The organism is Telluria sp. ZB4P36 (genome assembly GCF_059685865.1).
The window spans coordinates 239,340-257,038 of record NZ_JCASIE010000005.1; the positions used below are offsets into that span (position 1 = coordinate 239,340).

14 protein-coding genes are annotated in these 17,699 nt (G+C 58.3%); 7 read left to right on the forward strand and 7 right to left on the reverse strand.

Annotated features, from left to right (window positions below; genetic code table 11):
* Positions 1–91 precede the first annotated feature (91 nt).
* Positions 92–1,345, forward strand: a complete 1,254-nt coding sequence (locus tag AC56LK_RS10350; RefSeq protein WP_497184461.1) for a hypothetical protein — start codon at positions 92–94, stop codon at positions 1,343–1,345.
* Positions 1,346–1,379: 34 nt separating this feature from the next.
* Here the strand turns inward: AC56LK_RS10350 and AC56LK_RS10355 are convergent, their stop codons facing one another.
* Positions 1,380–1,895, reverse strand: a complete 516-nt coding sequence (locus AC56LK_RS10355; RefSeq protein ID WP_497184462.1) for a hypothetical protein — start codon at positions 1,893–1,895, stop codon at positions 1,380–1,382.
* Between the two features lie 165 nt (positions 1,896–2,060).
* On the opposite strand from AC56LK_RS10355, the gene AC56LK_RS10360 reads away from it, so the two are divergent.
* The 5 genes from AC56LK_RS10360 to AC56LK_RS10380 all read left to right on the forward strand — a co-directional run bounded on the left by AC56LK_RS10360 (position 2,061) and on the right by AC56LK_RS10380 (position 6,207).
* Positions 2,061–3,119 (forward strand): type VI secretion system Vgr family protein, encoded by a 1,059-nt coding sequence (locus AC56LK_RS10360; protein ID WP_497184463.1) that lies wholly within the window; start codon positions 2,061–2,063, stop codon positions 3,117–3,119.
* A gap of 451 nt (positions 3,120–3,570) precedes the next feature.
* Complete coding sequence (locus AC56LK_RS10365) at positions 3,571–4,746, forward strand: type VI secretion system Vgr family protein (RefSeq protein WP_497184477.1); 1,176 nt, start codon at positions 3,571–3,573, stop codon at positions 4,744–4,746.
* Complete coding sequence (locus AC56LK_RS10370; RefSeq protein ID WP_497184464.1) at positions 4,743–5,048, forward strand: hypothetical protein; 306 nt, start codon at positions 4,743–4,745, stop codon at positions 5,046–5,048. Before AC56LK_RS10365 ends, AC56LK_RS10370 begins: the two co-directional genes overlap by 4 nt.
* A 384-nt stretch (positions 5,049–5,432) precedes the next feature.
* A complete protein-coding gene (locus AC56LK_RS10375) occupies positions 5,433–5,657 on the forward strand; it encodes a hypothetical protein (RefSeq protein ID WP_497184480.1) in 225 nt (74 codons plus the stop codon).
* Positions 5,623–6,207: a DUF3304 domain-containing protein gene (locus AC56LK_RS10380; protein WP_497184465.1), complete on the forward strand. Its 585-nt coding sequence runs from the start codon at positions 5,623–5,625 to the stop codon at positions 6,205–6,207. Before AC56LK_RS10375 ends, AC56LK_RS10380 begins: the two co-directional genes overlap by 35 nt.
* 120 nt (positions 6,208–6,327) lie before the next feature.
* On the opposite strand, the gene AC56LK_RS10385 is transcribed toward AC56LK_RS10380, so the two are convergent.
* From AC56LK_RS10385 to AC56LK_RS10410, 6 genes are all read right to left on the reverse strand, one after another.
* Positions 6,328–8,775 (reverse strand): 3'-5' exonuclease, encoded by a 2,448-nt coding sequence (locus tag AC56LK_RS10385; RefSeq protein WP_497184466.1) that lies wholly within the window; start codon positions 8,773–8,775, stop codon positions 6,328–6,330.
* A 138-nt stretch (positions 8,776–8,913) separates the two neighbouring features.
* Positions 8,914–9,183 carry a PAAR domain-containing protein gene (locus AC56LK_RS10390; protein ID WP_497184467.1) on the reverse strand — a complete coding sequence of 90 codons (270 nt, stop codon included), beginning with the start codon at positions 9,181–9,183 and terminating at the stop codon, positions 8,914–8,916.
* Positions 9,184–9,236: 53 nt separating this feature from the next.
* Positions 9,237–10,859, reverse strand: a complete 1,623-nt coding sequence (locus tag AC56LK_RS10395; protein ID WP_497184468.1) for a type VI lipase adapter Tla3 domain-containing protein — start codon at positions 10,857–10,859, stop codon at positions 9,237–9,239.
* A gap of 74 nt (positions 10,860–10,933) precedes the next feature.
* Positions 10,934–13,300 carry a T6SS effector phospholipase Tle3 domain-containing protein gene (locus AC56LK_RS10400; protein ID WP_497184469.1) on the reverse strand — a complete coding sequence of 789 codons (2,367 nt, stop codon included), beginning with the start codon at positions 13,298–13,300 and terminating at the stop codon, positions 10,934–10,936.
* Positions 13,297–16,110: a type VI secretion system Vgr family protein gene (locus AC56LK_RS10405; protein ID WP_497184470.1), complete on the reverse strand. Its 2,814-nt coding sequence runs from the start codon at positions 16,108–16,110 to the stop codon at positions 13,297–13,299. The genes AC56LK_RS10400 and AC56LK_RS10405 overlap by 4 nt, the downstream gene beginning before the upstream one ends.
* Positions 16,111–16,164: 54 nt before the next feature.
* Complete coding sequence (locus AC56LK_RS10410; protein WP_497184471.1) at positions 16,165–16,953, reverse strand: AcrVA2 family anti-CRISPR protein; 789 nt, start codon at positions 16,951–16,953, stop codon at positions 16,165–16,167.
* Positions 16,954–17,598: 645 nt separating this feature from the next.
* On the opposite strand from AC56LK_RS10410, the gene AC56LK_RS10415 reads away from it, so the two are divergent.
* Positions 17,599–17,699 (forward strand): transposase (locus tag AC56LK_RS10415; RefSeq protein ID WP_497184478.1); only part of this gene is annotated, 101 nt, incomplete at its 3' end.

Here is a 17,699-nt window from a genome sequence, read left to right on the forward strand (position 1 = left end):
AACTTCCCCCTCCCGGGGGGATGGGCTGGACACGGACCTGCCAGCAAACTAGCCGCTTCCGGATACCCATACCACATCATAGAAAGCTTCCATGTTCTCGCCAAGACACCTAGCACTTGCCATCTCGGGCATGTTTGTCCTCCCTTCCGTGCTCGCTGCGCAGCCGGTGCAGAAGGTCAAGCCACCCGTCAGCCAGGCGTATATCGATCTGGCGACTTTTTCCGGCGGCATGTCGATGCCCGATGCGAACGGCGGCTTGAACAACACCTTCGGCATGACCCAGGCCCAGAGCCCGGGCCGCTGGATGGATGTCACACTCCTGACTCGCAACAACAGCAAGCTGACGACGGCGACGCAAAGCGTGCCGGCCGGCTCGAAGCTGGGGCCGGTGCTGAACCTGCTGGCACCGGGGCAGGGGCCGGCAGACCTGCCCAGCCCGGAAGACATGGACCCGGAACCGCCAAAGTTCGAGATGCCGAAAGGGAAAATGTATTTGTATTGGGGCTGCGGGACGGAGGTGCGCAAAGGACAGCCGCTGGTCATCGATCTCGCCAAGCTGGATCCAGCGCAATTCGGCAAATTCTTCCAGAATCGCAGCGCTACTTCTCGCGTGCCGCAGCCGGCGCCTGGCCGCCCGGCCTGGCCCAACAAGAGCGATACCCGCCGCTTGCCGGATGGTGCGTCGCTGGTGGGGGAGCACGCCTTTGCTGGCGATGGCGTAGTGGACGGCTTCAAGTTCAACATCGACGCGCAGCACGACCTGATGCCGGCCGTCGAGGCAAGCCGCAACGATGAAGGTCAGGGTGTGCTGTTCAAGTGGAAGCCGATGCAGCAGGCCAGCGGATGGTTCGTGCAGGCGATGGGCATGCGTGATCTAGGCAAGGGTGACGCTGGGGACATGGAAATGGTGTACTGGACCTCGAGCGAGTTGCCGGACATGGGAATGGGCCTGGTGAACTACCAGCCGAACGGCTCCATCAGCAAGTGGCAAAAGGAAAAGGTGCTGCTGCCAGCCGGGGCGACCGAGTGCATGGCACCGAAAGAGGCGGTCAGCGCCATGTCCATGTCGAGTGTCATCGCCTATGGCGATGAGCTGAATATGGCGTATCCGCCGCGGCCGAAGGATCCGAAGATCACTTGGGAACCGCAATGGAACCTCAAGGTCCGTCTGAAGTCGGTCGCGTCGCTGGCGCCGGGCATGGGTGCGGCAATGCATGCCGTCATGGTGGAACAGGACCGGCCATCGGAAGAGAAAACGGCCCCCGCTCCCGTCAAAGGGGCAATGACGGAAGCCGTGACCAAAGGTGTGGTCGATGCGCTGACCCGGGGACTGTTCGGCCGATAACGCCTGCGAACTGCTGTTTTTGCTTGTGTACCGCTCAGGTTGCGATTTCCTTGTCCTCGGCCTGGACCTCGTGCATCGAATGCGGTTCGAGCTTCTCGGCATCGACATTCATGCGCACGAACAGGCCCCAGGTGGCGAGGATCGCGGCCGCGGCCAGGCCGACAGAAGCGGCATGGACCAAAAATTCCGGTCGGCCATGCATGAACTGGAAGACGCCGATCAGGCATTCGATCGACAGCGATACCACCACCACGATCAGGAAGCGCGACAGGAAGCGGCGCACGCGGGTAGGGGAACTGATGTTGACCGAGCGCTGCACTTCTTCTTCCAGCACGGTCTGGCCCAGTTCCAGCGAGGCGACCGCGATCGTCAGCAGGCCCACACATTCCAGGATGAGTTCGAAACGCTGCCTTACCTTGAGCCCAGCACCGGGATTGAGCGCGCTCCAGGTTTCCACGGCGGCAAGAACGATCAGGCCCAGGCCGCACACGAAGAACAGGGCGACGATCAACATGTACCCGACCAGGAAGATGTTCTGGATGTATTTCACGACAGGCGCCAGGTGAAGGAGTTGTAAATATTTTAACAATATTCGGATAAGGGGCGCGTTCGGTTCAGCCCGGGTCTCTAACTGATGACACGGCGCAAGAATTGACGCTCGGACTGCTTATATCGTAGTGCCTTCGCTGCGAGCCCACGAGGAATCAATACGGTCATGAGCACGACGCTGACGGATCAGATCTTTGCCGCCCTGGCTGAGTTCAGCAGTGCAAGCCGGCTGTATGAACTCATGATTGGCGAAGGTGAGGAGGCCGGCCTGCTGGTCGAAGCATTTCTTGCCGACGAAGCCCTGCAGGAGGTCGGCACGCGTGACGTGATTGCCTTGTCGACTGACGCCTTCGTGGCGCTGGAGACGCTGCTGGGCAAGCTGGCGGTGCTGGAAATCTGCCTGGCGGACGGTGCGCGTGAGCGCTTCGCCGGCGAGATCTGCGAAGCCGCGATGCTCGGCAGCGATGGCGGGCTGGCACGCTACCGTGTCCGGATCTCGTCCTGGCTATGGCGGCTGGAGCAGGTGCGCAATAGCCGGGTTTGGCAGGACAAGAGCGTGGTCGAGATCGTCGATGCGGTGTTCGAAGCGTATCAGCCACTGGCGCGCTGGCGCTGGAGCGATGATGTCGGGCCCTTCCTGGCGGACGTCTCGCCGCGCAGCTACTGCTGCCAGTACCGCGAATCCGACCTCGATTTCGTGCGCCGCTTGCTTGCCGAGGAGGGCCTGAGCTGGCGGCTCGAGCTGACCGATGAGGGGCCGGGACTGGTGTTGTTTGCGGATAGCAGCCAGCTGTGCGCCGTGTCGGAAGATGCCGGCCGTGAAGCGCTCGGCGGCATCCGCTTCCATGGCGCCCGTTCGGTGGAGGAGTCGGACAGTATCCAGGCGCTGTCGGCGCAACGGCGGCTGCACGCTTCGCTGACGACGGTGCTCAGTGTCGATTACAAGGCCAAACAGGCCGTCGGGGGCAGTTCGCCGTCGCACACCACCTACGGCAAGCTGCCGGCGCTGGAGGAGTATGAGGTGCCGGGGCAGTATGCCTATGCCGATTGGCAGCAGGCGCAGCATTATGCGGACCTGCGCATGCAGGAGCGGGAAGCGCAAGGACAGTTGTGGCGTGGGCGCTCGACCGTGCGGACGCTGCGGGCGGGGACGCGGGTGCAGGTCACCGGCGCGCTGCAGCAGCAGTTGCGTGAGTCGGCTTCCTTTACCGTGCTGCGGTCCTGAGTATCGGTGTCAACAACATGCCGCCGCAGGCGCAGCATGCGCTGGCCGAATTGTTTGGGCCGATTCCAGAGTTGCTGGAGGAACTTGCTCGCGCGGATATGCCTGAGGAGCTGGGTCTGGCGGTTGCGCGGGCGCGGGAGACTGGGTATGCCAACTGTTTCAGCGCGGTGGCGACAGAGATCGTTTGGCGTCCGAAGTTGACGGCTTTCGAAGGACGCGCATATCCGAAGCCGGTCGCGTTCGGGGCGCAGAGTGCCATCGTCGTGGGGGCGGATGGCAACGACCAGCCGAGTGGCGCGGATGAGCTGTATTGCGACAGGCTGGGGCGGATACGCATCCGGTTTCATTGGCAGGACAGTGGGACGCGACGTGCTGGGTGCGCGTTGCACAGCGTTCGGCGGGTGGAGGGATGGGGCAGCAGTTCTTGCCGCGCATTGGGCAGGAGGTGTTGGTGCAGTTCCTCGAGAACGATATCGATCGGCCGATTGTCGTTGGCGCGCTCTATAACGGGCAGGGTGAAGGGGGAGTCGTTGCAACGCCTGGCGGGCGTCGCGATAGGGGGGCTGACCTTTCCTGTTTTGAAGCTGCGCATGACCACGCGGTATCGGGGCAGGCAAACCTCAGTGGCGGGAATAGTCCAGTGTGGCACGGTGCGTCGGCTGATAGCGCAGGACACCGGAATCCAACATCTCAGTGGGGAATTCGCAGCAAGGAATTCGGGGGCTATGGATATTCTCAGCTGTTGTTCGATGACATAGATGGCCAAAGTCGGGTGCAGTTCAAAAGCACGCAGGTTGGAAGCGAAATAAATTTAGGTCATTTGATTCACGCGGCCGATAACTATAGAGGTAGTTTTCGAGGAACTGGTGCAGAGCTTCGTACGGATGCGTACGGCGTCGTGCGGGCTGGGGCGGGATTGTTCGTATCAAGTTACAGGACCGCACACAACACGTCAGTTCGAGATGCCGCTGGCGATAACGCTGCTGGAGTTGCACTAATGAAGCAGCTCGGAAAGATGATAATAACATTTAGCTCTGCAGCGACGACCCATCGAACGGTAGACCTTGCAACACTTACCGGGACGATCAAGTCAAATGGAAGTGTGCTCGACAATAATGCAGCCCCATTGAGTGCAATGCTCACCGCAGTGTCGAGCATGGTGGACAAATGTAGCGTCGAAGGCGCAATGACCCACGCCCGTACTAAGGATACCGCTCCCAGCGACAGCAAGATTCCATACCCATGTGACCAGATTATCGAGATCTCAGCGCACAATGGCTACGCGATGAATGCTGGTAAAAGCCTGCAATTGTCGAATGGCGAGACAGTTACTCCTGTAAGCGGGCAGGACACTCAAGTCGTCATCGGCAGGCAGTTATGGGCAAACACTCGACAGGCTATCGGCGTGCTTGGTAGCGCAATCCAAACCGGCGATGAAGGACCCGGCGTTGAGCTAATTGCAGCAAAAGATGTGATCAGCATTTTTGCCTTGGGTGATCAGCTTTCTATACAGGCTCGGGACAACATAGAGTTCACCTCATACCCGATTCCTACTCTACCTACGAGCATTTGCGTCGAGTGCTTAATAAAAGGGCACAATGCGGGATTCCTTTTGAGGTCCGCATGAGTGCTTATATTGATTTTCGTGCTGCTGCAGATGAGTTTCTTTCTGCACATTCAACATCCAATATATATTTCTTACTTGACGGCGGCGGATTGTCGGGAGTGCATTTGGAATTATCAAAGAGCTCACTGCAGTGGGGAAGTCTGTTTGACCAAGCACGGGAAGCCAACGCAATTGCTGCAGCGCCGGTTGTCATTATGGCCGGAAGTCATGGTCGCTTGAAAATGCCTAGGCTTCTATGTGACTGGATATCGAAAAACGGTACTTATACTTCCACTGTCCTCATGTTGTGCTCACCTCTGTAAATTGCGCCTTTGATCGAAAGATTGAAGGTGCGTATGAATGTTATGCTTTCTGGAGATATGGAAGCAATGCTACGTTTCTTTGATCCAAGAATATTTGAGAGCTTAACGAACGTCCTGAGTGCCGAGCAGTCGATTAAGTTTTTTAGTCCCGCCGAGGCCTGACAATATGTTGATCGGGCAGGAAAATTGGTACTTATAACTTCCGACTTCAGCACCCAAGACGATTTTTCGGCACCATTGATACTTAGTCAAAATCAAGAGTCGGAGCTTCTAGATGCGTCTGAGGTTGACCAAGTACTGGATTTGCTTCGTTCAAATCTAGCTAACGTGTTGGCAAAAATTCCGCCTCACAGTCATTATGAAATCGCCGCACGGAGAATAAAATTGGCAAAAGAAGTTGGGTTGAACTCTATCATGAAGTTTGCAATTTACATTGCGGTCCGACAAATGAAAGGTGATGAATTCATCGAAAGCCCTCTAGGGCAGCGTCTTCTAACAAAATTGAAGCAGGGCGACTTGAACATGTCTGAAGTTTTGTTTCCAACGATTGATTTGCGATTGCCGAACGCCAATCATGAACGTTTCATCGAATCTTCCGAGAAACTATAGGATTTCGCTTCGATTTCTGTGCCCGGCCGCCTTATTATTGGCGTCCTCCTGCCAAGCTCGCCATGCCGAGGAATTTACTCCAGATAAAAATAGCGACGAATACGTTCTGCTGGGTCTAGTTGGATATAACTATACAAACCGCCATATATCAGAGTGTAGCGTCAACAGTGCTAGTGGCGGGCACGTCAATTTAAGTTCATCTACGAGCGGAGGGAGCGGTGTTACTTGCTGCGTCAGGATGCGAAAGAAGAATTCAGAGGCAATCCAAGTTAGAGTTCGGTGGCAAGTAGATGGGTGCTTGCAATTGGAGAGAAATCCGAGAACAGGCGCCACGGCCGAGACAATAATATTTTATTACAAAGAAGCGTATGTTAGCGTGCAATCTGCTCCCAAAGATAATATCAACTATATTGAAACACACTTTTATCCCGATGGCACGGTTCAGGTGAAATTAACAGAGCACGGATCGAATCCACTGCTTGCGCTCGATGAAAACCGGCCAGATAAAACTAATTTTTCGAAATGCAAAAATGGTAAAAACGGTAAATAGCAGCCAAGTTGGCGATGCTAAATCGTCGCCATTGCAGGCAAACGAATCTGCTCTGAGAGGGGGAGCTGAATACGTATTCTGTAGGCCTCGGCTTCTCGTCGGCGCGATCTTCGACGTTCGTCATCTCCACTTAGTATTCAGCCACTCAGCAAATGGTTCAGCCGACTGTCCAGGAACCAGATAGAACACTTTCCTGGTTCTGTCCCAGTGCGCGCCCAGTGCTTTCGCCCTTGCCCAGTCATCGCCGTTCGCCCGGAACTCAGTACGCATCGCCGGGCTGTTGCGCTGGGCATTACGCGTTAATGCCGACTCTGCCCGTACCTTGTTGCGTCCGAGCTCCAAGCGCGCAACAAACGGGCTGCGCAGGTTGGCGTCGGCTGGACTGATCAGCGTTAGGGCCGAGATGGCACGTGTGATTGCGACGTAGAACAGGTTTTCTTCCTCACCGCGATCCGCTCTGATAAAAGGGAATTCACCCTGTTCAAGGAATGGCAAGATCACATGGTCAAACTCTTTTCCCTTTGCATTGCGAACGCAATCGAGCTGAACACAACGCGCACCGCGCTTACCCGATCCGTAGCGGTCGGCGGCCGCAATCCACTCTGCAAACTGCCGCAGGTTCATACGCATGTCTTGTGCAGCTTTGATGAATCCAGCGATCGATTTGCTGACGACATGGGCCTCGTGCGGATGCACGTATAAGCGTTTAGCGAGCGCTTCGATATCCATCAGCTTACAAATATGTTGCAGTACTTCATTGGCGGGTGCGTCTGGCGCAAGTTCACGCATGTAGGCAATCATTCCTGCCATTCGCTGTTTGACGTCGCGAGCAACAAGCTGGTTGACCGTCGCAAGCAAGGTCAGCAGGTAATTGCGCATTATGTTTAGTAGGTCCTGCGCGTCAATGAGCATCACGCTGCGTTCCAGATGAGCGACCATCGTCGTCACGGTCTGCGCGACTTCGGTTGCAATCCGCCCCAGTGCAGTATCGGTGTCGTGCGCGGTTTCTGGCTGTACGAACTCCAACAGGCTGCTCAGTTGCTGGCGTAATGTCCCGAGGACGAGATCCGGCTCCTGGCTGCGCGCGGCGCGCTGCATCTCGTCAGCCACGCTCCTGACCCGCTCACGAACATCGATTGAACCTCGCTGATCGACGCGGCCCGAAAACAGCCACGCCAAGGCAACCGGTTCGTCGATCACCGCCTGGCGAAGTTGAGCATATTCGCCGCTTGCAAAACTCACTTCGGCAAAGGTTGCTACGGCGTCGAAAATGGGACCCCGCTTGGTCTTATCGGTATCCTCGAAATTGTTCAGCGCAATGGATATCATGCCGCGCAAGAACATGATTTCTTCGCGATCGAGGTAGCGCGGCATTTCCAGCGTCCTGTATGGGATATTTGCCTGCATCAGAGCATTTTCGATGTCAATTGCCTGATGTGGTTCCCGGACCAGGATCGTGCATTCTTCGGCGCCTCTTCCGGATTCGGTCCAACGCTTGACGCTTGCGACGACTTGTTTGGAACAGCTCAAACCCGTCGCGTCATAGTGCAGCTCATCGATTTCAGTGTGCAGCGGCAGGAGAGAGTCAGCCGGCTTGTTCTTGAATGCGCCCGCTGCGTAAGCCAAGAAAGGACCATGCCGGAAACTGTGCGTCAGGGGATACGATACTGCGGACCGGAACGCCGAATTGAAGCGGCTGTACATGAATTCTTCTCTGGCACCCAACTTGGAGTGGATGACCTGGTCGACGTCGCCGGCACCGATGAAATAAGTGTAATTTGACTCGATCAGGTGCAGGAGCAGGTGGAATGATGCTTCGTTCAGGTCGTGCAGTTCGTCGCACAATATGATACGCGCGCGTGGCAACTCTGATCGCATCGCGGGGTCGCGATCGAGCATACAGGCCAGGTCATAGGTCGCATCGAACGGTCCACGAAACAGCACATCAGCGTGGCCCCTTAAACGAATTTGTTCGTATTCCCTGATGGTCAAGGCAGTGGAATAGCTTACCCCAAGCGCATCGCTGATCTCATCTTCGCTGAGGTCTTCAAGATCGGCCTGCAGGCGCAATGTCGCCTTCAGTTCAAGCTGCGCATGGAAGAATTGGCTCAAGGCCGACGTCGAGGTGTCCGATACTAGGTACTCCACTTTGCCACTGTACGTGTCGCTGACATTCTGTAACGCTTCATCGACATAGGGTTTGAGCCCCTTGATATGCTCGATTTGCGTGACCTTGCCTTGCTCAAGCTGCTCCAGGGATTCGATTGCGTACTGTTCGAACGTGGCCACACGTAATTGCGCCGCAGTGGAGGCGGGAATGCCGATTTCGAGCAGACGACGCTTTAGCACATCGCGTGCTTCCGACGTGAACGTCAGCGCCAGTATGTGTTCGGGCCCAAGCCCGCGAGCAATCGCTTCGCCGATACGAAGCGCTAACGTTGTGGTTTTGGCGGCCCCGGCGTTGGCCCTGATGACGACAACTCTATCTTTTGAGACCTGGATCGCAGTCTGCTCGTCGGTCGGAGTGAAATTCCCAGGTGTAAAGCGTGGTGCATCAGGTGGATTCATAAATCTCCAAGAAGAATAAGCTGGCGTTCCAAATCCGCTGTCTCTTTCGACAAGAGAACAATTTTACTGTTTCCCTCTGGAGATAGGTGGGTTATCGACACGATCTTAGCTCGCGAGTACGGACGATCCTGACTGGCCCTACCTACTGGTACTGAAGTGCTTGAAGCTTGAGATAAGCGTTGCCCCACAGCTGAGACTGTCGCCATCAAAGGCGATGCTCTTCCCGCTGACCTTGTGATGCGGAGAGCCGGTTGTAATCGTACAGCCCGCATGGCCAGGGATGGGACAACTGCATGTGTCCCCCACGCAGGCCACAGCAATTCCTTGCACCGTGAAGTGGGTGGCGCTGGCGCTGATCACCTTGCCGCCATGCGACGTGGCGTCGCCTAGCTTGATGACGTTTTTCATGGAAGGAATGCCTTGGTTTTTTAATGCGAACGGAAATCCAAAGGTGCATATTTCTACCGGGTCTCCGGCACGGCATAGTTTGCTGGATCGACCGCCATCGATTTGATCGGCCGGAACACATCACCACGTGACTGTTGGGCCTTGCGCTTTTCCTCTGAGGGCGGGCTGATGAAGATGAAAGTGGCCTCGTGCGGGTCGCGCAGGTTGACCGCCAGGCTTGGGCCGCCGGCGCGATAACTCCCCATGACGCCGATCGCCATCTCCATGAACAAGGTGGCGGTGCCGGTGTTGCCGAGGCGCCGGTCGATATTGATGAATTGGTCGAGCTTGCCGCTGTCGATCTCGGGGCCGCCCTGCGCAGCGTACTGGTGCAGCATGCCCTCAAGAGCGACCAGTTGTTCGGTCTGGCTGTTGGTTGCGGCGATCACGCGGGCTGGTGCCTTGGGCCGTTCAGCCTCGGGCAAGGTGCGTAGGGCTTCCTGCAAACCTTCGAGGAGCGCTTTCTGGCGCGCGTCGCGCCGGGCCAGCGGCTTGCCGTGTTCGTCGGTGGTTTTTACGAAGACGGGGCGGTGGATGTAGCCGAGCGTGGCCATCTTGTCGAATTGCTCAAGTTGTGTTTTGCTCCAGGGGACCGGGAACCATGGGGTTGGCTTCCAATCCAGAGGCGGCCGGTGCCTGGCGTTCAGCTCACGGTCGAGGAAGCTGACCGCGCCGGTGCCGCGGATGTCGGGACGCACGCTGAATTTTGCGGCGAAATCCAGCCATTCGGCGATGGTTGGGGGGCGGCCGACGGAGCTCTTATATGAAATCGGCACTGACTTCTGTAGCTCGAGATGGCCGAGGTAGAGCCGCCGCGCGACGCCATCGCGATTGAGCACGTCCATGGGGACGTCGTAGTCGTCAATGTCGTCGAAAGCAAACGGCCGGATCGAGTCGACTCGTTCGCGACGGGCCAGGATGAACAGCGCTGCCGAGTCGGGCATTTCGGGAACGTAGTAACCGTCCTTGACGAGCGGCGACGCTCCACGAGGTTGCGAGCGTTCCCGAGTGGACATCCCATCAGTGGAGTTCAGCACGATATATGGCAGATCCGGGTTGGCATCGAAGAAGTCGAACACGTCCTCGAGGATGCGGTCAGGCCGCTCTGCGAAGCGGCGCGGACCGGCGACGAACAGACTGTCCGACATGCCCTCTCCCTCTGCGCCTGCAGCCAATCCCATAATTGGCGATAATGGGCTATCTGGAATTTCGCCAAAGTCAGGTGGATTCGCATTGAAGACTGGAGTACCCCAGTAGCTCACCGAATAGCCGGCGCCATTGAGCAAAGCATCGAGAAGCCGGCCACCGCTCATGCCGAGCTTGTCAGTGTCTGCCCAGGGGTACTTCTTCGGATCATGCTCGCGCAGCGAGGCGTACGGATTGCCGGACTGGAGCGCCTCCCACAGCTTGCCCTGCCGGTACTTGTCGAGAGTTACCCCCAAACCGATTATCTCGAGTACGTACTCGCGCCGTCCTTGCTCAGTGCTGGCCACTGCAAGCTGCTCGCGCGCTTTGGACGCTGCCCCCTCGGCCTGTGCCTGGCGCGCATCGGCTTCGCGCGCCGCCAGCACCCAGCGCCCTCCGAGGAGCAGTCCAATTCCGAGCAGGACCGCCAGGGGCCACCATAGTTTACTCATCGTAACCTCCGTTTGGTTGCTTGCTGCGAAAACGTTTCCAGATATCATGAAGAGCAATGCTGGTAGCAATCGGTTCATGAAGTCACCCGTTCGGTTTTCCCCACTTGTCCCGACATCGATTCAACGACGAGGGCGGGTGGAAGTCCCTCTGGCGGAAGTGGCAGGTCGGCAGGCAGTTTGCCGGTGGAGTAATACTCTTTCGTGCCTTCGATCAGTGCCTTGCGCCATGGGCGTTCGTCTGCCCAGTACGCCGCATACAACGTCTGGAATTTTTTCCAAGTGAGAATGCCAGGGCGAATTTCTTCGCCCTGGCGTGGTTCCTTCAACCGCCAGTCCGCCACCGCGCACAGGTATCTGTAGAACTGCGGATCGGTTGGCGCCTTCCCGCCGCCGATTGCCACGTCGTAGGCGGTCACATGGCTGTGGTTCTTGCGCCCACCGTAAATCGCGCTGTGGAACGAGCGCGATACAGCAGTCTTCTGCCAGCGCAGGCGTGCCTCGTTCGGCGTCTCGGTCCGTTCGATCAACAGCTTGGGCGGATTAAGGAGACGGTCGAACTCCAGGCAGGCATACACATTCTTCACCTGGCACTTGTCCTCGTTTTTCTTGTCGCGGTTGAGCGCCTCCGTTAATGCCGCACGATACTCGCTGCATTTCGCCACCTTGCCCTTGTGCAGGGTGGGACGCGGGCTCGGAACCGGTTGATAGCCGCGCAGGGTCGCCGCGATACCGCCCGGGTCCGCGATGCACTCCCAGTAGCTTTCGTTAATACCGTAATCGCTAGTAACGGAAACCGCAGCGTCGATCTGGTCGACGTTCTCGCTGGCGCCGTAGCGCTTCTGCGCATCGGGGAAGGCGCCATCGCCCATACTGGCAATAATCGGCTTCGGCAGTGCCTCGCCGGTGATACGGCGCAGCCCGAATCGCGCCCGCTCTTCGGGAGAAGCGTCGCTGGGTGCGTCGTCTAGAGCGGGTAAGCGCTCCCGCAAGAAATGATTGCTTGTAAGCGAGTCGCTGGCGGCTGTGTGTGCGTGATCGTCTTCATCGGGAACCCGTAGTGCGAAGTCGTGAGGCGGTTGCCCGACCATGGCAAACTGGCCGTTTCGGAAGTTCGGGCGGCGCTTTAGAGTAAAAACGCGCTGAAAGAAGCCACTGCCCAGCTCCGAAAGCGGTTTGCGTGTTGTCTGCGTCGGCGCTGCTGCCGTTTTGGCGTGCTGTGGTGCGAAATCCTTAAACGATGCACGCGCACTCACCTGACGAGCCTCGAGTCTGTGGCCGCGCAAGAGTTCTGGTACGCCTTGCCAGCCTATCCCCGCGACGCCAGCGAATGCCACCGTCATGTCTTCCGGCGAAAAGTACAGGTAGACCTTGCCTCGATTGTCGCGGTCTTTCGCGGCCGTCCATTTGGGGCCGACTGCGCCGACATGCTTTTTTGTATCGGTCAGTTCCGCCAGCGCAGGGGTTTGGTGCTTCTTGGCGTGGACCCCTTTGACAATGTTCGCCAGCGTGGTCAAACGGGCGTGCAAGGTTTGTCCACCGCTGATGTATTGGTAGCGGTTCTTGTTCCCTGCCGTCATCAGCGCATCTCCGCCCGCATAACCGTCGGCCAGGGCTGCGGTCGTCGGCAGTTCGTCGATCAGGCTGTACGGGGGATTGCACAGGATCAGTGTGTCGGCCGGGCGCCCCCCCGGCTGCTCCTTCTGCATGTTCGGGTCGAGTAGGAACGCTTGGGCAAGTAGGCTGAGAAGGCAACCTTGGCTATGCGCGACGATCGAGACCGTTTCGTTTTCGTCGTAGTCGCGGATCATCGAAATGAGTGCGGCGAGCCGGCGGGCTGCCAGGATCATGTAGAGCCGGCCCGGGTTTTTCAGGAGGGGGTGGGTTGCATCACGCGCTGCCATGTCAATGGCCCCCATGGCGTTGCCTTTGCCCCGGTTCCACATTTCCGGAAGCGAGGACGTTGCGTTGGCAAACGGTCCCCCTTCCTTTGAGAAATCCCTGTCGAGCCGATTTCCGTAACGGTCGGTTGCCTGGCCATGCGGTGTCGTCTTCCAGTGGCGCACATGCGCCGCTTCTTCCCGGAAGCCCCAGTAGAACGGAATGACCGGGCTATGGGTTTCGTCGGTGATCTTGCGCTTGTAGAAAACGGCGTCCGGATCTTCCTCCAGCTTGTTTCGGTCTGTGGTTTGGGGCATCCGGTAAGTAGCTGGTGTCAAATCACCGCACAGGCGTTCGGCCAGGCCTTCGCACAGGCCCGATTCGACAGCGTCGTAACTCACTCCTATGTCATTCACGCCATGTACGATGATGATCGAGCCGGGCAGGTTGTGTCTTACCCCGACAATCCTTTTGTTCCCTTTCTTCGGCAGGGTTACGCCTTCCCCGGTGCCTCTGCCGAAAGGCAGTTTTTTGTAAAGCCCAGAGCTCTTTGCTTTGCTCATGACTGCCCTTTCTCCTCGAAATGAATACGCGCAGCGTGCATCTGTTCGTGCTCTAAAATCGTGGTTTTGCCCGCAGCGTCCGTTTCACCCTCGCTGCTTCCGGCAGGCGACTCGATCTTGTAAACCAGTCCGGCTGCGGGTACGCCGCCGTCGAGATGGGGGTAGAGGCGCGGTTCAAAGGCAAGATCGGTTCCGTCCTTCTTGAATACGGGGAGCTCGGCGTTCATGGTCTCGGGGCCCTCCCAGATAAAATCCGGCGCATGGAACTTCAGCGCTTGCTTGCTCCCCAGGACTGGCGATCCTTCACCCAGTTTGAGAAATGAGCCGTCTGCCGTCACAAACAGGATGCTTTTGGCTGCGACGGTAATCGCGCCTTCATTGGCAGTTACCTGGATGTCCTTCGCCGAGTTGACAGCGATGTCGTCGTGCTGGCTCTGCAGCAGCAGCGTGCCGGTGTGTGCGATCGCATTGAGCCCGCCACTGCGGGCAAAAAACGAGACGCCGTTGCCGGCATTGACTGCGAAGCGTTGACCTGCGGTGAGCTGCAGATGTTGTTGTGCGGCCGTGTCAATGTTGCTGGCCGAGTAGCTCACGATGGCTCTGGAACTCGCGAAACCAATCCCGGCGGGTGAGGTCATCGCGATTACCGGTTCCCTTGGCTCGGGGCTTTCCGGCGCGGTGTTGCTGCCTTCCTCCCACTGCTTGAACCGTGCAAGCAGGGCTTCCTGCTCCTTGGTGTCGAACTCCAGGCCCTTGTGTTCCGCGGCGTAGCTACCGAGGGAAGTGCACAGCTCGCCGCACTCGCGCAGAAGGTTCAGGTAGTCGTCGCGTGCCAACTGCGGGCCTTTGGTGCCGGCGCCGCCGAGCAGCTTCCAGGCGCTGATCAGGATCCCGCGCGCAGCCCGCAACGCGATTGCTTCGTCTGTACGCAACTCCGCGCCTTCGCCGCGGGGGCGGGCGCCATCCTGCCGCCGCGGTTCCGTGAGGTATCCCAGGTTCAGTTCACTCACACCGTGGTCGCTCGCCAACTGCGCGCTGATCTGACCGGTGGTGTCGTCCAGCCTGAGCTGGTTGCCGCGCTGGCCGCGCACTTCCCGGCTACGCAAACCGGATTGGTAGCGGGTATCTGGGAGCCCATCTTCCCGTACAAATGCCGGGGGCGGGGCTGCGCCGTTGTACACCTGGCCCATGATGATCGGCTTATCCGGGTCGCCGCCGGCGAAGGCGATCAGTACCTCCGTGCCGACGGGCGGCAACAGGCGCGCGCCACACTGACCACTGTTGCCCGGTCCGTCGCCAGCCCAATTGGAAGCTACCCGTACCCAGGCCGAGTCGCGATCCGAATCCGAACTTCCGGCGCCGGCCGCGTGTGCATGGTCCTCCGGCCGTGTAGCGAGAAACCGGACTTTGACGCGGCCGAGATGATCGCACCAGACCACTTCGTTTTCGGGGCCAACCACGATCGCACTCTGCAGTTGGGGAGGTAGCGTGACAGGTCGTGGCGGGACAATACGGACGTGCCGCCGGACGCACTCAAAACAGGTCTTGAAGCGTAGCGGTTCACCGTCGCACGCTGCGGTGAGCGTTGCTGCGTCTCGGGGCCAACCACTGCGTTCGAACAGCCGCTCTACACGTGCACCGATCTCTACCGGCAGATTGTTCTCGGCGGTGATGTGCTGTGACGTGACGACGAACTCGCGCTCGCTGCTGGGGTGGGTGTCGATTTCCGGATGGCCTTCCAAGCTGAACCACTCGCCAACGGCCAGGTCGCGCACTCCGCCTTCGCCCCTGAACCGTTTGCTTGCGTATTCATGGTGCGCCATCCGCGTATAGCCCAATTCCATGAGGTCGCGCGGGCTGTCACCAAGGTGTGGGGCGCCGGCCTGATAGTGATCCAGTCCGGCGGCTAACTGGTTGCCACGCTCTCCCTGGTCTGCTTGCGATGCCGCTTTGGCCGTCATAAACATCGTGTTGCGCGGCTGGAGGTAATCCCAGCTGTGCAACGAGCCGGTGCCCGGCTGGAGCCTGCGTACTGCGCTCCAGCCAGTGATGGCGTCGCGCTGTTCGGTGGCCGCGTCCCGATGAAAACGCACACTACCGGCCGCGTTCTGGCCGAGCCTGCTGGAATCGTCGAACAGGACCAGGGTGTGGCCAATACTGGATGTTTGCTCGCTACCGGCGGAATTTCTTGCGTTCGTCAGGCCCGAACGGAAGAACCAGGCGATGCCCCGCCGCTGCATCAGCCGCCGGATGAAGCCGGCGTCTGACTCATTGTGCTGCATGATGAGCTGGCGTTGGGGGTGTTGACGGCTGTCGAGGCTCGGATCAATGTGCAGGTCAAAAGTACCCGCCAGGACCGGCATACTTTTTTGCCATTCACTGACAAGTATCTGGATAATGTCCAGTTCGTTCTTGTCCCGGAAAACCCGGGTGTTAAGCCGGCTTTCCAGTACCGACAGCGCGTCACGCATGGTCAGTTGGTAGGTCGCGAGGCCACCATCGCTTTGGCCCGACGCAGCTTCCGTCACGATGCCGCAAATGCGCCGCAGTTGCCCACGGTCGGTGACGACCTGCAGCTCGCAAGGCACGCCGATGAAGTTCTTGAGCGGCAGTGTTGCGCTTTCGGATACGCAAAGGATCTGGAACTCCAAGCCACCGCAGACCGCTTCACTGCCAATTATCCGTTGAGGAAGTAGCGATTCGTCATCGGCTCCGTCCGCGCCTTCCAGAATCAGGCGAAGCGTGCGGTTGCGCGTCGCGAGCTTGTACTGAGCGAGGCCGAGCGCGTTCGCTATGTCGTTATCTGCCATCTGTCCATTCCAATCAGGTTGAGTACGCTGCTATGACGTGGTTCCCGCCACAGGTCATGGTCGGGCCCGGCCTGTTGTGAGTTCGTACGCTTTCGGTGGCGGGGCATGGTCACCCAACCGGTCGGCATGGATCAGGATCGGTGCAACGAAGATCAGCTTGCGAGAACTGCGGGCCGGGCCACATGGCTGTTTGCGGAAATGGCCGCGCCGCAAGTGCGGCGCCTTGGTGCCGGCAGTGCCTGGCGCTGGCAATATCGGCGGGACGCTGACAGGACCGATCGTAATGCGGTCATAGAGAGAATCCAGACGACGCTGCAGTTTCGCCTGCTTCTTTGGTCCTGTTCCGGCCAAGCGCTTGAGTGCGGCGCTGTAATCAGTATTTATCGTTTTGCGCGCGTCCTTCAGGCCGAGGTACAGGAACACTTTCACGATATTGTTGATCAGCTTCATCAGCACTTCGTCTTGCGGCGTGCGCTGTCCACGGTGCGGCGTCAAGATCCCATTGACCCACTCGGTGACGGGCTGGTCCGGCGCGATCAAGGGGCCACGAAGCAGATGCCCGCTGATGCCGTTGTCGTTCGAGCCGTAGATGATCACCAGCTCAATCACCGTGATGAAGTCGTTGCGATCGTCGGACGGGCTTGGCCTACTCACATAACAGAAGATGCCGTCGATCCAGCGTCCATCGGCGCGATCCTTGGCTGTTCTGAAATTTTCTGCCGTGGCGCGATTCAGTTGCAGGTACTGCGCACCGAATGGTGGCGAGAACAAGCGCATCGGCATTGTGTCGTCAATGTCCGAATGCATCAGAAGCGTGTCGAGCGCTGGGATCGTCTCGATCACAGCGCCGCGTTGCCGTTCGAAGTGTATATTGGCGGCCCACCTGACTACGGTGGCAAACGTAGCGTCAGCCCAGCCAGGTGGTCGCCCGTAACGCGAATGTCGTTCAAGGTGCTGGTCGACTTGCCAACACAGCTCGTTGATGCAGTCGAGGCAGGTGGCCCGTGGCTTGGCCCACTCATCCCACATCCACTGGCCCCACTCATGCGCATTGAACAGGCATTGCCATTTGTCCAGTGCGCCTTGATTCCGGAACCTGACCGGATAGGGGAGGCCATCCAAGGTCACTACTGTGCTCGCCCGTATGGCTGGCTCGAGTGCTCCCAGAACGTCCCGCTTAACTCTGTCGCGGAGAGCCTTGTAACCAGCGTATGCGGTAGCGGGGACGCTGGCTTGAGGCACAAGTTCTACTCCAGGGGCGCGAAACGCGGTATCTACGATAGTAACCATCTGCGGTTGAGAACTCTTCCACTTGAGGCCAAGAAAACCTTGATTATTCAAGGGCAGGCATAAGTGGAACTTGAGCAAACGCAATTTATTGATGGTAGTGAAGGCCGGCGATTGATGCCTGAATGGGGTAATCCCCCCCCCCACAAAAAGAGCGCGATCAGAAGTAGAATTTTCTACTTAAGACACAGAAAGCTCTACATGAAGACGTCCCGCTTTACCGACAGCCAGATCATCGCCATCCTCAAGCAGGCCGAAGCCGGCAGCCCAGTACCAGAGCTGTGCCGCGAGCACGGCATCAG